Source organism: Micromonospora sp. BQ32, from assembly GCF_059358895.1.
The window spans coordinates 15,618-31,542 of the sequence record NZ_JCADBI010000014.1 but is presented as its reverse complement, the minus strand read 5'-3'; the positions used below and the strand labels follow the sequence as shown (position 1 = coordinate 31,542).

Genomic DNA, 15,925 nt, shown 5'->3' with positions numbered 1-15,925 from the left:
CATGGCCACTCATGACAGCGGCGGCCAGTCGCAGTCCGGCAAGTCCCGTCAGGGCGAGGAAATCGAGGACGTCACCACCGAGGCCAACCCCGAGGTGGCCGAGCGGCACGCCGAGATCACCGAGGACGTCGACGACCTCCTCGACGAGATCGACTCCGTCCTCGAAGAGAACGCAGAGGAGTTCGTGAGGGGCTATGTCCAGAAAGGGGGTCAATAGGGGCATATGTCCGATTCATCGGATCGCCCGGACAAGACGTGTCCGCAGTGCAAGAAGACGCTGGCCGGTGCGGAGTTCCACCGTGACCGCCGACGGGTAGACGGTCTCGCCTTCTACTGCAAAGCCTGTGCCGCTGTCCGTTCTGAGGCGAGCCGGCGTAAGCGCGGCATCGCCCCACAGCGAAAGTCGCCCACGCCTGTCGGTGAAGGTCTCAAGTGGTGTCCGGACTGCGAGCAGATCAAGTCTCTGGACGACTTTCCCACCACCACTACCAAGGCCGGCCGACACAGCTACTGCAAACCCTGCCATAATGCCCGCGGCAAGGAGACAGCGCAGCGGCTCTACGGCGGGACTCGCGAATACCACCTGCGGCGCCGGTACGGCGTGGGTGAGAAAGAGTTTCAGGAGCTCCTGGCCGAGCAGGGCGGGGTCTGCGCGATCTGTGGCGGGGCCGACCCGCAACATCTGGACCACGATCATCGCACCGGATGGGTGCGCGGGATACTCTGCTTCAACTGCAACGGTGGTCTTGGCCAGTTCCGTGACAGTCCCATGAGGCTGGCCAGGGCGATCACGTACCTGAGAGGAACCACGTGGCAGCGGGCTTTGATCCATCCGGGCGTCTACCAGATGTGTTCACCAACGCGGGGACGTCCTCCTTCACGACGTTTCTGAGTCGGGTGGCCCCCGAGATGTTGCCCGGTCGGCGACCGCTGCCGCCGGGCATGGCCGCCGACCTGGCGCCGCACGCGACCACCATCGTGGCCATCGCGGCCGCCGAGGGTGTGGTGATGGCGGGCGACCGACGGGCCACCATGGGCAACCTGATCGCTCAGCGCGACATCGAGAAGGTGCACCCCGCCGACGCGTACTCGCTGGTCGGCATCGCGGGCACCGCCGGTATCGGCATCGAGCTGATGCGACTGTTCCAGGTGGAGCTGGAGCACTACGAGAAGATCGAGGGCGCGATGCTCTCGTTGGACGGTAAGGCCAACCGGTTGGCCTCGATGATCCGGGGCAACCTGGGGGCGGCCATGCAGGGGTTGGCTGTGGTGCCGCTCTTCGCCGGGTTCGACCTGGCCGCCGCCGACCCGGCGCGCGCCGGTCGGATCTTCAGCTTCGACGTGACCGGTGGCCCGTACGAGGAGACCGGTTACGACGCGATCGGGTCCGGGTCGCTGTTCGCGAAGTCCGCGTTGAAGAAGCGGTTCCGGGCCGGGCTGTCCGTCGAGGACGCGACGCGGCTGGCGGTCGAGGCGCTCTACGACGCCGCCGACGACGACACCGCGACCGGTGGGCCGGATCTGACCCGCCGGATCTACCCCGTGGTGATGACCGCGACCGCCGAGGGCACCCGCCGGTTGACCGACACCGAGACGGCGGCGATCGCCGAGGGTGTGGTTGCCGGCCGGATGGAGAACCCGGGCGGTTGAGACCCGCACCTCACCAGTCAGCAGTCGTCAGCACAGCGCCGTAAGGAGAACCGCCGACGTGGCCATGCAGTTCTACGCCTCTCCCGAACAGATCATGCGCGACCGCTCCGAGTTGGCCCGCAAGGGCATCGCTCGGGGTCGCAGCGCGGTGGTCCTCAGCTACTCCGGCGGGGTCCTCTTCGTCGCGGAGAACCTTTCCAGCGCCCTGCACAAGGTCAGCGAGATCTACGACCGGATCGGGTTCGCCGCGGTCGGCCGGTACAACGAGTTCGAAAACCTGCGCCGCGCCGGTGTCCGGATGGCCGATCTGAACGGGCTCAGCTACGACCGGCGTGACGTCACTGGCCGGGCCCTGGCCAACGCGTTCGCGCAGACCCTGGGTGCGATCTTCACCGAGCAGTCGAAGCCGTTCGAGGTGGAGATCTGCGTGGCGGAGGTCGGTGCCACCCCGGAGGCGGACGAGCTGTACCGGCTGACCTATGACGGTTCGGTCAACGACGAGCCGGGGCGGATGGCCATGGGTGGTCAGGCCGAGGCGATCACCGGTGTGTTGAAGTCGCAGCATCGGGCGGACATGTCCCTGGCCGAGGCGGTCGGGGTGGCGGTGCAGGCGTTGAGCACCGTCGGTGGTGAGGGCGGTGCCGCCCGGACGATCGCCGCCAACCAGCTCGAGGTGGCGGTCCTGGACCGTCAGCGGATCGGACGGACGTTCCGGCGGATCACCGGTGCCGCGCTGACGGCTCTGCTGGACGGGGATGCGGCGGCCGAGGGGCAGTCGACGGATGCGGCGGGCGGTCCCGCTGAGCCGGTCGTGCCGACCACGGAGGGGCACAAGCCGACGAGCTCGGCCGGTTCCGCGGACCTGGAGGACCGGCCCGCGGAAGGCGGCGAGCGCTAGGGTTTCGCCCGCTGGTGCCGGGCCCGGTGTTCGGGCCGGCACCAGCGGTCATCCTCGGCGCAGCAGGGGCCGGGCCAGGGCCCAGTAACCGCCGGCGACGGCGTTGAACGCGCCCAGGCCGGGCGTGGTCGGCACACCGGAGGGGGTGACCCGACCGGTCATCAGCTCCGCGATGACCCCGTCCGGCACCCGGCGTTCGGCCTGTAGCTGCCGTCGACGGCCGCGAACCCAGTCGCGGTTGCGCCACAACCAGCCCCAACCCCGCAGCTTTTGCCGGGACCAGCCGCCGACGACCGCGGCGGTGAGCATGGCCGCCTCGGTGAGCAGCAGCGCCGGGGCGAGCACCACGAGGGTCCGCGCCTCGTACGCGGTGAGCAGGGTGACCAGTCGGTTCCGCTCGACCAGGTACAGCTTCAGGGCGTTGCGGGAGAACTCGTAGTGGTGACGCACGACGGCGTCCGGCACATACTCCAGTCGTAGTCCGCGCTGCCACAGTCGCAGGCTGAGTTCGGTGTCCTCGTGGTACGCGAAGTACTCGGCGGCGAAGCCGTCGAGCTCGCGCCAGAGCTGCCGGCTGATCACGAAGCAGCAGCCGCTGAGGGAGGGTACGGCCCGCCGCTGGGCGTGGTTGCTGGCCGGTTCACCGTTGCCGCCGGCCCAGGAGAGGCCGGTGAAGTGCAGCGGGTTACCGCTGGTGTTGATCAGCTCGGGGGTGTCGGCCAACCGGATGGACGCCATGGCCGCGCCTACGCCCGCTTCGGCGGCGACGGCGGTGGTCTTGGCCAGGGCGTCGGGTGCGACGACGGCATCGGAGTTGACGAACGCGAGCCAGTCACCGGTGGCCTCGGCCGCGCCGACCCGGCAGCCGCCGGAGTAGCCGGTGTTCTCCTCCGGTCGGATCACCCGCACCCCGGGCAGGCCCTTGACGATGTCGATGCCGTCCCCGGTGCAGCCGTTGTCGACGACGATGAGGTCGATCTCGACGTCGGTGCTGGCCAGCACCGCCCGGGCGGCGTCGACGAGGTAGGGCTCCGGGCCGTAGGCGAGCATGACGGCGCTCACCCGGGGTCGGGTCATCGGATGCCTCCGGGGGCGACGGCCTCGGCGAGCGGCCGGGTGGGGGTGGTGGGTCGGCGGACGCCGCCGCGCAGCAGCATCGCCATGGTGGCGGCCACGATGACGGAGCCGATGGTGTACGCCAGTTCGACTCGCAGGGTGACCGGAGCGGGGATCAGCGTCACGGCGATCAGGGCGGCGACGCCGGCGGTCCAGGCGAGGGCCTGGGCGCGGTGCCGGTCGAGGGCGAGCAGGGCTTGGCCGAGCACCATGGCCCACAGGTAGGCGAGCGTGGCGGCCGCCAACCAGGCAAAGTCGCCGTGGCCGAGAACGCCGGGTGCGTCGAAGAGGGTGCCGACCAGCCATGGGCCGAGCAGCACGGCGCCGAGGGCGCCGGTGAGGCCGAGGGCGGTGACGATGCCGAGCGCCCGGCGCAGCAGGCTGTGGAAGCCGGCCTGGTCGCCGGTGGTGGCGGTGGTGGCCAGGCCGGGCAGCAGTGACGCCTGTAGGGAGCCGAAGACGAACAGGGGGATGCGGACCAGCACGAGGGCGGAGAGTAGCGCGCCGGCGGCTGCCGCGTCGGAGGGGGCGAGTAGCTGTACGTTGATCACGCCGATGTTCACCACGACCTGGGAGAGCAGGCTGGAGGCGGTGAGCAGGCCGAGGCCGCGTAGCAGGGTGGCCCAGGCGACCGGCGGGCCGGCGCCGATGGCGCGTAGCACGGGCGGCAGGGTGAGCAGGACGCTGACCAGCGGGGCGGCGACGAGCACGAGCCCGTACCAGAGGGGGGACGTCACCCCGGCCAGCCCGAGCAGGGCGACCATGATGATGCGCAGGCCGCCGTCGATCCCGAGTTGGGCGCCGTACCAGGGGAACAGTTGCAGGCCGGAGAGGACGCCGCGGGTGGCGTAGGCGACGGCCATCGCGGCGAGTGCGCCGATCAGCACGGTGACCAGGTTGCCGTCACCGGCGAAGAGCTTGTCGGCGAGCGGCTGACGGCCGATGGTGACGGCCAACACCAGCACCGCGAGCATCACGGCGGCGACGGTGACGCCGCGGGCCAGCACCGGCCCGGGGGGCAGCCCCTGGCTGTGTCGGGCGGCGACGACCCGGGCGACCTCCTGCTCGATCGGCATGAACACGCCGATGCCGAGGGTGAACACGATCGACCAGAGCACCGACAGGGACGAGTAGTCGGCCTCGCTGAGGCTGTGGCCGGCGACTGCGAGGTGAACGTAGGAGGCGAGCCCGAGAAGGGCCAGCCCGGCACCGACAGCGACGGTGCCGGGCGGGACCAGGCTCAGTAGCCGTCGGATCACCGGCGGATGAGCGCCAGCGTGAGAACGGCGAACGCGCGGCCGAGGTAGACCATCGCCTTGGCGGGGGAGTGGCTGGGTGTGCCCGCCATCCGCTTGCGCATGGCGACCGGCACCTGGCGGATGCGGTAGCCGCGGCGGGCGGTGTGCACCAGGGTCTCCACCGTGTCGCCGAGGTACTCGGCCGGGTACCAGCCGGCGAACATCTCGATGACCCGCCGGTTGGCGGCCCGGAAGCCGGAGGTGGTGTCGGTGAGCTTGGTGCGGGCGACCCGGGACAGCACGGCGGAGAGCATCACCATCGCCCAGCGGCGGGGGCCGCGGACGTTGTAGTCGCCCTCACCGGCGAAGCGGGCGCCGATGACGAGGTCGTTGTCGTCGAGCAGGTCGACGAGCTTCGGCACGTACCGGGGGTCGTGCTGGCCGTCGGCGTCGATCTGGATGGCGACGTCGTAGTCGTGGTCACGGGCGTAGCGGTAGCCGAGGCGCATGGCCCCACCGACGCCGAGGTTGTACGGCAGTTTCGCGACCAGGGCGCCGGCGGCGGCGGCGACGGCGGCGGTGCGGTCGGTGGAGCCGTCGTCGACGACGAGCACGTCGACGCCGGGCAGTTCGCCACGGACCTCGCCGACGACGTCGGCGATCGAGCCCGACTCGTTGAGAGCCGGGATGATGATCAATGTACGCTTGCCGTTAACCATCGGTCGACACCAGTTCGTCTCGGGCTGCCCGGTCCGCGTCGATCTCAGCGCGGAGCAGGGCGAAGTCTTCGGCCAGGGTGCGGGTCTCTTCTTCCAGGGCGCTGACCTCCCAGCTGAGGTGTACGCACACCAGCAGCAGGAAGACGATGCCGAGGAAGAGCACCAGGCTGACACCGGAGGCGACGCCGAGGAGTTCGGCGACGTTGTCGAGCAGCCGGGGGAAAAGGGACAGCGGAATCACGATGATCAGTACGGCGAGCCAGAGCATGCCGTACTTCTCGCGCAGCTGACGGCGGCGCAACAGCTCGACGATGGTGCCGAGGAGCAGCAGGCCGGTCAGGCCGGTGACGAGGGTGAGCTTCATGCGACCTTCCACGGGGCGGGTGGAGCGGGGGAGTGGAACGCGTCAACCAGGGCGTTGTGCCAGTCTGGAAGCGGGGGCAGACCCACGGCTGCCCAGCGGCTGTGCCCTAGCACACTGTACGCAGGCCGGGGGGCGGGACGCGGATACCGGTCGCTGGTGGTGGGTCGGATCCGGTCCGGGTCCAGCCCGGCCAGCGTGAACGCGGCGCGGGCCAGCCCGTACCAGGTCGTCTGCCCGGCGCAGGTGCCGTGGTAGACGCCGGGTGCCGCGTGGCCGGCCAGCGCCGCGTCGGCGAGCGCGACCAGCCGCTCGGCGAGCGTGTAGGACCAGGTGGGTTGGCCGTGTTGGTCGTCGACCACGTCGAGGTGCTCGCGTTGGGTGGCGAGTCGGAGCATGGTGGCCACGAAGTTCGGGCCGTGCGCGCCGTACAGCCAGGCGGTGCGCACGACGTACCCGGTGTCGGGTAGCAGCCGCGCGACGGCCTGTTCGCCGACGAGCTTGCCGCGGCCGTAGGCGTTGACCGGCGCGGTGGGCGCGTCCTCGGGGTAGGGGGCGTCCGCGTTGCCGGCGAGGACGTAGTCGGTGGAGACCTGGATCAGCCGGATTCCGTCGGTGGCGCAGGCCGCGGCCAGGGTGGCCACGGCGTCGCCGTTGACGGCGGTCGCCGCCGCCTCGTCGGCCTCGGCGGCGTCGACGTTGGTCCACGCGGCCGCGTTGATGACCAGGTCGTGCCCGGCGACGGCGGCGTGGACCGCCGCGCGGTCGGTGATGTCCAGGTCGGCGCGGGTGGCGGCGGTCACCTTGAGGTCGGGCCGGGTGCCCAGCACGGTGACCAGGTCCCGGCCGAGCATCCCGCCCGCGCCGGTGACGAGTAGTCGGGTCATGCGGTCGGCGCGGACTTGAGGGGTTCCCACCAGTTGCGGTTGTCCCGGTACCAGGCGACGGTGTCGGCGAGGCCCTGGTCCAGGGTGATGCTGGGGTGGTAGCCGAGCTCTTCGCTGATCTTGGTGATGTCGAGGGAGTACCGGCGGTCGTGGCCCTTGCGGTCGGTGACCGGGACGACCCGGTCCCATCCGGCGCCGCAGGCGTCCAGGAGCAGGCCGGTGAGTTCCTTGTTGGTCAACTCGGTGCCGCCGCCGATGTTGTAGACCTCACCGGCGCGGCCCTTTTGCTGGACGAGGGCGATGCCCCGGCAGTGGTCGTGCACGTGCAGCCAGTCACGGATGTTGCCGCCGTCGCCGTAGAGGGGGACGGTGCCACCGTCGAGCAGGTTGCTGACGAACAGCGGGATGACCTTCTCGGGGAACTGGTACGGGCCGTAGTTGTTGGAGCAGCGGGTGACGACCACGTCCATGCCGTGGGTGCGGTGGTACGACAGCGCGAGCAGGTCGGAGCCGGCCTTGGACGCCGAGTACGGCGAGTTGGGGGCGAGGGGCCAGGTCTCGGTCCAGGAGCCCTCGTCGATCGAGCCGTAGACCTCGTCGGTGGAGACGTGCACGAACCGGCCAATGCCGTGGCGCAGCGCCGCGTCGAGCAGCGTCTGGGTGCCCAGCACGTTGGTGGTGACGAACGGCGCGGCGCCCGCGATCGAGCGGTCGACGTGTGACTCGGCGGCGAAGTGCACGATCACGTCGTGCTCGGCCACCACCTCGTCGACCACGACCGGGTCACAGATGTCGCCCTGCACGAACCGCAGTCGCGGGTCGTCGCGGACGGGCTCGAGGTTGGCCAGGTTGCCCGAGTAGGTCAGCTTGTCCAGCACGGTCACGACGGCCGGCTCGATCGGCGGCACGCCGTCTGCACTGCCAAGGGGCTTGCCCAGCAGCAGGCGAACGTACTCCGACCCGATGAATCCGGCTCCGCCGGTGACGAGGATCCTCACGGGTCCGGAAGTATACGCGACAGCCGGCGCGGCGCCTGGGACGTGACCCCCGCACGACTTGTCCGGGTGCGGCTAGGCTTCCCCGGTGCGTGGAATCCTACTTGCCGGCGGCACCGGATCCCGGCTCTGGCCGATCACCCGGGCGGTCTCGAAGCAGCTGATGCCGGTCTTCGACAAGCCGATGATCTACTACCCGCTCTCCACCCTGGTGATGTCCGGGGTTCGGGAGATCCTGGTGATCACGACTCCGGACGACCAGGACCAGTTCCGTCGGCTGCTTGGCGACGGCAGCCAGTTCGGTCTGCGGCTGGAGTACGTCAGCCAGGAGCGCCCGGAGGGCATCGCGCAGGCGTTCGTCCTCGGCGCGGACTTCATCGGCACCGAGTCGGTGGCGCTGGTCCTCGGCGACAACATCTTCCACGGGGTGGGTCTGGGTCGGCAGCTCGCCGACCACGGTGACCCGGTCGGCGGGCGGGTCTTCGCCTACCAGGTGGCCAACCCGCAGGACTACGGCGTGGTCGACTTCGACGCCGATGGTCGGGTGCTCTCGATCGAGGAGAAGCCGGCCCGGCCGAAGTCCCGCTACGCGGTGCCCGGCCTCTACTTCTACGACAACCGGGTGGTGGACATCGCCCGCAAGCTCACCCCGAGCGCCCGGGGCGAGCTGGAGATCACGGCGGTCAACGAGGTGTACCGGGAGACCGGGGAGCTGTCGGTGACGGTGCTGGATCGGGGCACCGCCTGGCTGGACACCGGCACGTTCACCTCGATGATGCAGGCCGCCGAGTTCGTCCGGGTGGTCGAGGAGCGGCAGGGTCTCAAGATCGGTTGCGTCGAGGAGGTCGCCTGGCGCGCTGGCCTGATCGACGACGCGCAGCTGCGTGCGCTCGCCGAGCCGCTGACCAAGAGCGGTTACGGCGACTACCTGCTCGGTCTGCTGAGCGAGCAGGCCGGCGGCGACGGGGGTTCCTGGTGAAGATCCGGGAGCTGAGCATCGAGGGCGCCTGGGAGATCACCGCCCAGCAGCACGGCGACCCGCGCGGCATGTTCATGGAGTGGTACCGCTTCGACAAGCTTGCCGAGGCGGTCGGGCATCCGCTGCGGCTGGCCCAGGCCAACCTGTCGGTCTCCGCGCGTGGCGTGGTGCGCGGCGTCCACTTCGCTGACGTCCCGCCGGGGCAGGCCAAGTACGTCACCTGTGTGCGGGGCGCGGTCCTCGACGTGATCGTGGACCTGCGGGTGGGTTCGCCGACCTTCGGCCGTTGGGAGGGCGTCCGGCTGGACGACATCGACCGTCGGGCGGTCTACCTCAGCGAGGGGCTGGGGCACGGGTTCTGCGCGTTGACCGACGACGCGACGTTGAGCTATCTCTGTTCGGCCACCTACAACCCGACCGGCGAGCACGCGGTGCACCCGCTGGACGAGGAGTTGGGCATCGAGTGGCCCGCCGACGTTCCGCTGCTGTCCGCGCGCGACGACGCGGCGCCGACGCTGGCGCAGGCCCGCGAGCGGGGCCTGCTGCCGGAGTACGACAGCTGCCAGCGGTTCGTGGCGAGCCTCGGCCCGGACGGAATGTCGCACTCAACCGGTATGTGACCGCGCTCGGGGCACGACCTGTGGTCTGACAGTGACGAACCGGGCCTCCGGGCGGCTAATGTCACACCATGGAGCGGCGAATCTTCGGCCTCGAGACCGAGTACGGCGTCACCTGCACCTATCGCGGGCAGCGGCGGCTGTCCCCGGACGAGGTCGCGCGGTATCTGTTCCGTCGCGTGGTGTCCTGGGGTCGGTCGAGCAATGTCTTCCTGCGCAATGGGGCCCGGCTCTACCTGGACGTCGGGTCGCATCCGGAGTACGCGACACCGGAGTGCGACTCGGTGACCGATCTCGTCGCCCACGACCGGGCCGGCGAGCGGATCCTGGAGGGCCTGCTCGTCGACGCGGAGAAGCGGCTGCACGACGAGGGCATCGCGGGTGAGATCTACCTGTTCAAGAACAACACCGACTCGGCCGGCAACTCGTACGGGTGCCACGAGAACTACCTGGTCTCGCGGCACGGCGAGTTCGGCCGACTCGCCGACGTGCTCATCCCGTTCCTGGTCACCCGGCAGTTGATCTGCGGGGCCGGCAAGGTCCTGCAAACCCCACGCGGTGCGGTCTACTGCCTCTCTCAGCGGGCCGAGCACATCTGGGAGGGCGTCTCCTCGGCGACCACCCGCAGCCGCCCGATCATCAACACCCGGGACGAGCCGCACGCCGACGCCGAGCGCTACCGGCGGCTGCACGTGATCGTCGGTGACTCCAACATGAACGAGGTCACCACGCTGCTCAAGGTCGGCACCGCCGACATCGTGCTGCGGATGATCGAGGCCGGGGTGGTGATGCGCGACCTGTCCCTGGAGAACCCGATCCGGGCCATCCGGGAGGTGTCGCACGACATCACCGGCCGGCGCAAGGTGCGGCTGGCCAACGGCAAGGAGGTCAGCGCGCTGGACATCCAGCAGGAATATCTCTCCAAGGCTACCGAGTTCGTCGAGCGACGCGGTGGCGACCAGGCCGCCAAGCGGGTCGTCGAGCTGTGGGGCCGGGTGCTCAACGCGGTGGAGACCGGTGACCTGGAGCCGGTCTCGCGGGAGATCGACTGGGTGAGCAAGCTGCGGCTGATCGAGCGTTACCAGCGCAAGCACGACCTGCCGTTGTCGCACCCCCGGGTGGCGCAGATGGATCTGGCCTACCACGACGTGCGCCGTGGCCGGGGCCTCTACGGGCTGCTGGAGCGCCGCGGCGACGTGGACCGGGTGGCCACCGACCCGGAGATCTTCGAGGCCAAGGAGACCCCGCCGCAGACCACCCGGGCGAGGCTGCGGGGCGAGTTCATCCGGCACGCCCAGGAGAAGCGCCGGGACTTCACCGTCGACTGGGTGCACCTGAAGCTCAACGACCAGGCGCAGCGCACCGTGCTCTGCAAGGACCCGTTCCGGGCGTACGACGAGCGGGTGGAGCGGCTGATCGCCAGCATGTGACCGGTTGCCGGCCCCGGCGGTGCGCTGCGCCGACGGGGCCGGTCGGCCCGGCCCGCTGTGCGGTTAAGCTGAGCGCGCCATGACGACTTCTGGACCTTCCGACCGCTCCGAGCGCGGCACCGAGCGGCAGAACTGGGTCGAACGCCGGCGGGAGAAGATCCGCGCCGAGATCGACCGTAACCGGCGCGGTGAATACACGGTGCCGACCTGGGTGCTGGCCCTGGCCCTGGCCCTCATCGTGGGCGGCTGGCTGGCCCTGATCTTCCTCGCCTGACCCCGCCCCCCGAGCTTGCGTCGATCATGAAGTTATTGCCCTGACACGCCGAGACGACGGGCAACAATTTCATGATCAACCGGGGTGTTGAGGGTGGGGTCAGGGGAGGAGGGTTACCGCGTGGCGGCCGGCGGCGGCCGCCGCCAGGAAGTACGCGTAATCGGCGTCGAGGCCGCGGCCCATGGTGGACAGCGGCACGGCGCTGGCCCTTAGCGCGGCGTCCAGACCGTCGGTGAGCACCCGGACGATCCGGTGCCGGGCCGCCAGGGGCGCCACCGCCGCGTGCACCTCGGCCGCGAGGGACGGCGCGAGGTCCTCGGGCACCACCAGCTCCGCCGGGGCGAGCGCCACCCGGCCGTACGCGGTGAGGCTGTGGTGTGACACCCCCCGGTGTCGGGGACGGGGGTCGGCGTCGGAGATGCGCAACGAGCCGACCGGCTTTCCGCCCAGCGTGGCGACCGCGTTGACCGCCTCGCCGACGGCGACGCCGGAGAAGCCCCACCGGGTGCCGGTGCCCAGGTTGCCCGGTCCCTGAGCCACGATCGCCACGTCCGCGTGGAGCACGTACCGGGCGGCGAGCAGACCGCCGTGCAGGGTGGTGGCCTCCAGGTCGCCACCGAACGCCTGCCCGACGGTGATCGTGCCGGCCAGCTCGGCCCGCAGCCCGGCGAGGGTGCGGGAGAACCAGGCGGGCAGCGCCCCGCCGTCGGTGAGCAGGTAGGCGACCCGCGCCTGCGGGGCGTCGGCCCGGATACCGGCCAGGATCGCCGGGAGCGCCGAGTGCAGGTCGGCGGTGACCACCGGCAGACCGCCCAGGTCGTCCGCGTCGGCCAGCACGTCGCGGTGCGGTGACGCCTCCTCGTCGACGCCGAGGAGGATCGGCTGCAACGGCGTGTAGCGGGCCTTGACCAGGTGCCCAGCGTCGCGGGTGTCGGCGACGTCCGGCGGGTCCGGCGGCAGCCGGTCCGGCAGGGCGACCACCAGGGCGTACCCGCCGGTGCCCAGTCCCATCAGCAGCGCGCCGGCGTTGAGCAGCACCCGGTCGCCGGGCTCAGGCGTGCCGACCAGCTCCGGGTAGGCCAACGCCCGCATCCGAGAGCCGTCGGTCAGGTCGACGTCCAGCTCCACCGCCCCGATCCACTGCCGTCGCAGCGTCGCCACCGTTCCCGTACGCCATCGCACCATGACGGGCACGCTAGCCGCGCTGGCCCGGCGGCCCGCGCCCGGGTGTGGTTCAGGTCGGCTCGGGGCCGCCGGCGTCCGGGCTCGCGGCCTGGGTGTGCCGGGCGGTGCCGATGGCGTCCGGACGCGAACGGGTGGGGTCGAGGAAGACGAACCGGATCTCCGGGTACCGGTCGGTGAGCCGCCGCTCGGCGTCGTCGGCGGTGGCCTCGATCTGCGCGCCGGTGGCCTCGTCGCGGAAGTCGACCTTCGCGGCGACCAGGATGTCCTGCGGGCCGAGCTGCATGGTCAACATGGTGTCGATGCGCTCCACCTCGGGCAGCCCGGCCAGCTCCCGCTCGATCTCGTGGCGCAGCCGCTCCGGGACGGCCCGGCCGACCAGCAGCGACAGGTTGTTGCCGGCGAGGACCCCGGCGACCGTCAGCAGCAGGAGCCCGATCAGGATCGACGCGACGCCGTCCCACACCTCGTCGCCGGTGGCGTGCGACAGGCCGACGCCGAGCCCGGCCAGCACCAGACCGATCAGGGCCGCGCTGTCCTCCAGGAAGACCGCCTTGACGGTGGTGTCGGCGGTCAGCCGCAGGAACCGCCGCGGCGTGGTCCGCCAGCGACGCGACTCGCGGCGGACCTGGCGCACGGCCCGGGCCAGTGAGATCGACTCGATGACGAACGACACCCCGAGCACGACGTACGAGATCAGGTAGTCGCCGCTGTGTTCGTGCACCAGGATCGTGGTGACGCCGTGGGTGACGGCGAAACCGGCACCGGCGACGAACGTGAACATGGCCGCGAAGAACGCCCAGACGTAGCTTTCCTTGCCGTACCCGAAGGGGTGTCGCTGGTCGGCCGGACGAGCGCCGCGGCGCAGCGCCTGGAAGAGCAGCACCTCGGTGGTGGTGTCGGCGACCGAGTGCGCCGCCTCGGAGAGCATCGCGGCGGATCCCGAGATCAGCCCGGCGATCAGCTTGGCGACCGCGATGGCGAGGTTGGCGGCGCCGGCGACGACGACGGTGCCGACGCTCTCGCTCTCGGGCCTGGCGTCCGCTCGCGACATGAGGATCACCCTATGACCGCGGACGCCGACGCGCCGGGGGAGGCCCGATCCGAACAAGTGTGCGGCACGCCCGCGTGGGTGCACGGTGTGGGCGTGCCGGCTGCTAGCGTCTACCGCGTGTCGCGGACCCGCACCGAACGCCTGGTCAACCTGGTGATCTGCCTGCTGTCCACGCGACGGTTCCTGACCGCCGCGCAGATCGCCGCGACCGTGCCCGGTTACGAGCACGATCCTGACGACGCGCGTGACCACGAGGCGTTCCAGCGCAAGTTCGAGCGGGACAAGGCCGAGCTGCGTGAGCTGGGTGTGCCCCTGGAGACCGGCACCGCGAGCGCCTTCGACGCCGAGCCCGGCTACCGGATCGCCCACCGCGAGTACGCGCTGCCCGACATCCTCCTCGAACCGGACGAGGCCGCCGCCGTCGGTATCGCCGCCCGGCTGTGGCAGCACGCCGGGCTGGCCGCCGCCGCGTCGTCCGGGCTGGCCAAGCTGCGTGCCGCCGGGGTGGACGTGGACCCGCAGGCGACCCTCGGCCTGGAGCCGATGGTCACGGTCGACCCGGCGTTCGCGCCGCTGACCGCCGCCGCCCGGGACCGCCGCGAGGTGGGGTTCGACTACCGGGTGCCCGACCGCGACGCGCCCAGCCGGCGGCGGTTGCAACCGTGGGGCGTGGTCTGCTGGCGCGGCCGGTGGTATGTGGTCGGCCACGACCGGGACCGGGAGGCGACCCGCTGCTTCCGGCTGTCCCGGGTCGTCGGCGCGGTCCGGGTGACCGGCGCCGCCGGCGCGTACGAGCCGCCGGCCAACGTCGACCTGATCAGCCACGTGGCCCGCTGGTCGGGTCCGGTGGAGCGCACCGGTCGGGCCACCGTGCTGGCCGCCCCGGGGCGGGCCGCCGGGCTGCGCCGCTGGGCGGTGGAGGTGACCGCCGGGCCGGACGGCGACCGGCTCGTCCTGCCGTACGCGGACCCGGACGGGCTGGCCGGTCATCTCGTCGGCTACGGCCCGGACGTGCGGGTCCTCGACCCACCGGAGGTCCGCGAGGCGGTCATCCAACGACTCAAGGAGATCGCCGTGCGCCACGACGAGCTGGCGGCCAGCGGGGGTGCCCGGTGACCCGCCCGGCCGCCCGCAACGGTTCCCGCGCGTCCGCCGACCGGCTGGCTCGACTGCTCAACCTGGTGCCCTACCTGCTGGCCCGGCCCGGCATCGAGATCGCCGAGGCGGCCGGTGACCTGGGTGTCACCGAGCGCCAGCTCCGGGAGGACCTGGAGCTGCTCTGGGTGTGTGGGCTCCCCGGGTACGGCCCCGGAGACCTGATCGACATGGCGTTCGACGGCGATCGGGTGACCATCACCTACGACGCCGGCATCGACCGGCCGTTGCGGCTGACCCCCGACGAGGCCCTCGCGCTGGTGGTGGCGCTGCGGATGCTCGCCGAGACGCCCGGGGTGGCCAACCGGGAGGCCGTCGAACGGGCCCTCGCCAAGATCGAGGACGCGGGCGACCTGGTGGGCGCGCCGGTGGCGGTCCGGTTGCCCGGGGACACCCGCCGGGTCGAGGCGCTGCGTGCCGCCGTGGAGGGCGGGAAGGCCCTGCGGATCACCTACTACACGGCAGCCCGGGACGAGACCACCGATCGCGTCATCGACCCGCTGCGGATGCTCATGGTCGGCGGCCGGGCGTACGTGGAGGCGTGGTGTCGGCGTGCGGAGGCCGTCCGGCTGTTCCGCGCCGACCGGATCGACGCGATCACCGAACTGGACGAACCGGCCACGGTGCCGCCGCAGGCCGTCCCGCACGACCTCACCGAGGGCGTGTTCCGCCCCTCGGCCGACCTGCCGTTGATCACCCTGCGCATCGGCCGGGGCGAGCGGTGGATCACCGAGTACTACCCGTGTGAGCGGGTGGAGGCCGGCGACGGCGACCAGTGGCTCGTCTCCCTGCGGGTGACCGACCTGGGGTGGGCCCGCCGGTTCGTGCTGGGCCTCGGCCCGGAGGTGACGGTGGTCGCCCCGGTCGAGCTGGCCGAGCAGGTGCGGGCGACGGCGGCCGCCGCGCTGGACGCGTACGCCGTGCCCGCGCCAGCGGCCGTGCCCCGGCCGCCCGAGGTCGACCCGGAGCGCGCGCCGTCGGGTGACCCGGCGGTGGCCGGCCGCACCCAGTAGGCTGACCGCCGTGCTGATCTGGATCGTGCTCGCGGTGGTGCTGCTACCTCTCGTGGCGCTCGCGTTGGCCGTGCGTCCGGTGCTGGCCCGGCTGCCCCGACTGCACCGCGCCGCCGTGGCGTTGCAGCGGCGGGCCGCCGAGGCCGAGGCGCTGCGGGAAACCGCCGAGGCGCTGCAACAGCGCGCCGAGGACGTCCAACGTCGGCTCGACACCACATCCCGACGACTCGCGGTGATCAAGGCGAAGCGCGGCTGACCGAGCACGCGCCCGGCGGTGGTTGACGGATCATCGCGGGTTGGTCAAGACTTCACCCCTCCCGCCCAGACCACCACCACCCAGCGGGTGGCGGGCAGCCG

20 protein-coding genes are annotated in these 15,925 nt (G+C 71.5%); 11 read left to right on the top strand and 9 right to left on the bottom strand.

All coding sequences use genetic code 11. The annotated features are described in order from the left end of the window. The first annotated feature begins 1 nt into the window (after position 1). Complete coding sequence (locus tag AC5L30_RS23990; RefSeq protein WP_030332902.1) at positions 2 to 217, top strand: ubiquitin-like protein Pup; 216 nt, start codon at positions 2 to 4, stop codon at positions 215 to 217. A gap of 15 nt (positions 218 to 232) precedes the next feature. Here the strand turns inward: AC5L30_RS23990 and AC5L30_RS23985 are convergent, their stop codons facing one another. Next, positions 233 to 697 carry a hypothetical protein gene (locus AC5L30_RS23985; RefSeq protein WP_494870039.1) on the bottom strand — a complete coding sequence of 155 codons (465 nt, stop codon included), beginning with the start codon at positions 695 to 697 and terminating at the stop codon, positions 233 to 235. On the opposite strand from AC5L30_RS23985, the gene AC5L30_RS23980 reads away from it, so the two are divergent. Genes AC5L30_RS23980 through prcA form a run of 3 tightly spaced genes read left to right on the top strand, consistent with a single transcriptional unit; the run spans position 602 to position 2,548 of the window. Continuing rightward, the gene (locus AC5L30_RS23980; RefSeq protein ID WP_355162122.1) at positions 602 to 892 is read left to right on the top strand and encodes an endonuclease VII domain-containing protein; all 291 of its coding nucleotides are present in this window, start codon (positions 602 to 604) and stop codon (positions 890 to 892) included. The two genes, AC5L30_RS23985 and AC5L30_RS23980, sit on opposite strands and share 96 nt — an antisense overlap. Then, a complete protein-coding gene (gene prcB / locus AC5L30_RS23975; protein ID WP_181518379.1) occupies positions 811 to 1,650 on the top strand; it encodes a proteasome subunit beta in 840 nt (279 codons plus the stop codon). The genes AC5L30_RS23980 and prcB overlap by 82 nt, the downstream gene beginning before the upstream one ends. 58 nt (positions 1,651 to 1,708) lie before the next feature. Further along, complete coding sequence (gene prcA, locus AC5L30_RS23970) at positions 1,709 to 2,548, top strand: proteasome subunit alpha (protein ID WP_494869891.1); 840 nt, start codon at positions 1,709 to 1,711, stop codon at positions 2,546 to 2,548. A gap of 48 nt (positions 2,549 to 2,596) precedes the next feature. Here prcA and AC5L30_RS23965 read toward each other — a convergent pair whose 3' ends face one another. Genes AC5L30_RS23965 through rfbB form a run of 6 tightly spaced genes read right to left on the bottom strand, consistent with a single transcriptional unit; the run spans position 2,597 to position 7,867 of the window. Then, entirely contained in the window at positions 2,597 to 3,625 is a 1,029-nt protein-coding gene (locus AC5L30_RS23965; RefSeq protein ID WP_494869890.1) for a glycosyltransferase family 2 protein, read from the bottom strand. Beyond that, positions 3,622 to 4,923, bottom strand: coding sequence for a lipopolysaccharide biosynthesis protein (locus tag AC5L30_RS23960; RefSeq protein ID WP_494869889.1), 1,302 nt, complete (start codon positions 4,921 to 4,923; stop codon positions 3,622 to 3,624). Before AC5L30_RS23960 ends, AC5L30_RS23965 begins: the two co-directional genes overlap by 4 nt. Then, entirely contained in the window at positions 4,920 to 5,621 is a 702-nt protein-coding gene (locus tag AC5L30_RS23955; protein WP_112587315.1) for a glycosyltransferase family 2 protein, read from the bottom strand. Before AC5L30_RS23955 ends, AC5L30_RS23960 begins: the two co-directional genes overlap by 4 nt. Next, on the bottom strand, positions 5,614 to 5,985 hold the full coding sequence (locus AC5L30_RS23950; RefSeq protein ID WP_112587313.1) for a DUF2304 domain-containing protein: 372 nt from the start codon (positions 5,983 to 5,985) through the stop codon (positions 5,614 to 5,616). The genes AC5L30_RS23955 and AC5L30_RS23950 overlap by 8 nt, the downstream gene beginning before the upstream one ends. Continuing rightward, on the bottom strand, positions 5,982 to 6,869 hold the full coding sequence (gene rfbD, locus AC5L30_RS23945) for a dTDP-4-dehydrorhamnose reductase (RefSeq protein WP_494869888.1): 888 nt from the start codon (positions 6,867 to 6,869) through the stop codon (positions 5,982 to 5,984). The genes AC5L30_RS23950 and rfbD overlap by 4 nt, the downstream gene beginning before the upstream one ends. Beyond that, the gene (gene rfbB, locus AC5L30_RS23940) at positions 6,866 to 7,867 is read right to left on the bottom strand and encodes a dTDP-glucose 4,6-dehydratase (RefSeq protein ID WP_494869887.1); all 1,002 of its coding nucleotides are present in this window, start codon (positions 7,865 to 7,867) and stop codon (positions 6,866 to 6,868) included. Before rfbB ends, rfbD begins: the two co-directional genes overlap by 4 nt. An 85-nt stretch (positions 7,868 to 7,952) precedes the next feature. Between rfbB and rfbA the strand changes: the two genes are divergently transcribed. The 4 genes from rfbA (at position 7,953) to AC5L30_RS23920 (ending at position 11,164) form a co-directional block, all read left to right on the top strand. Beyond that, positions 7,953 to 8,843: a glucose-1-phosphate thymidylyltransferase RfbA gene (gene rfbA / locus AC5L30_RS23935; RefSeq protein WP_494869886.1), complete on the top strand. Its 891-nt coding sequence runs from the start codon at positions 7,953 to 7,955 to the stop codon at positions 8,841 to 8,843. Beyond that, the gene (gene rfbC, locus AC5L30_RS23930) at positions 8,840 to 9,463 is read left to right on the top strand and encodes a dTDP-4-dehydrorhamnose 3,5-epimerase (protein WP_494869885.1); all 624 of its coding nucleotides are present in this window, start codon (positions 8,840 to 8,842) and stop codon (positions 9,461 to 9,463) included. The genes rfbA and rfbC overlap by 4 nt, the downstream gene beginning before the upstream one ends. Before the next feature lie 68 nt (positions 9,464 to 9,531). After that, positions 9,532 to 10,890, top strand: a complete 1,359-nt coding sequence (gene pafA, locus AC5L30_RS23925; RefSeq protein WP_124771093.1) for a Pup--protein ligase — start codon at positions 9,532 to 9,534, stop codon at positions 10,888 to 10,890. Between the two features lie 79 nt (positions 10,891 to 10,969). Continuing rightward, the gene (locus tag AC5L30_RS23920; protein ID WP_452305238.1) at positions 10,970 to 11,164 is read left to right on the top strand and encodes a hypothetical protein; all 195 of its coding nucleotides are present in this window, start codon (positions 10,970 to 10,972) and stop codon (positions 11,162 to 11,164) included. A gap of 99 nt (positions 11,165 to 11,263) precedes the next feature. On the opposite strand, the gene AC5L30_RS23915 is transcribed toward AC5L30_RS23920, so the two are convergent. Together AC5L30_RS23915 and AC5L30_RS23910 are read right to left on the bottom strand one after the other, a co-directional pair. Further along, complete coding sequence (locus AC5L30_RS23915) at positions 11,264 to 12,349, bottom strand: DUF3866 family protein (RefSeq protein ID WP_494869884.1); 1,086 nt, start codon at positions 12,347 to 12,349, stop codon at positions 11,264 to 11,266. Positions 12,350 to 12,398: 49 nt separating this feature from the next. Beyond that, positions 12,399 to 13,400: a cation diffusion facilitator family transporter gene (locus AC5L30_RS23910; protein ID WP_494869883.1), complete on the bottom strand. Its 1,002-nt coding sequence runs from the start codon at positions 13,398 to 13,400 to the stop codon at positions 12,399 to 12,401. Positions 13,401 to 13,517: 117 nt separating this feature from the next. Between AC5L30_RS23910 and AC5L30_RS23905 the strand changes: the two genes are divergently transcribed. From AC5L30_RS23905 to AC5L30_RS23895, 3 genes are read left to right on the top strand one after another with little or no spacing between them, the layout of a single operon-like run. Continuing rightward, the gene (locus AC5L30_RS23905) at positions 13,518 to 14,516 is read left to right on the top strand and encodes a helix-turn-helix transcriptional regulator (RefSeq protein WP_494869882.1); all 999 of its coding nucleotides are present in this window, start codon (positions 13,518 to 13,520) and stop codon (positions 14,514 to 14,516) included. Beyond that, a complete protein-coding gene (locus AC5L30_RS23900; protein WP_494869881.1) occupies positions 14,513 to 15,568 on the top strand; it encodes a helix-turn-helix transcriptional regulator in 1,056 nt (351 codons plus the stop codon). The genes AC5L30_RS23905 and AC5L30_RS23900 overlap by 4 nt, the downstream gene beginning before the upstream one ends. A gap of 10 nt (positions 15,569 to 15,578) precedes the next feature. After that, positions 15,579 to 15,824, top strand: coding sequence for a hypothetical protein (locus AC5L30_RS23895; protein ID WP_494869880.1), 246 nt, complete (start codon positions 15,579 to 15,581; stop codon positions 15,822 to 15,824). The last annotated feature ends 101 nt before the right edge of the window (positions 15,825 to 15,925 follow it).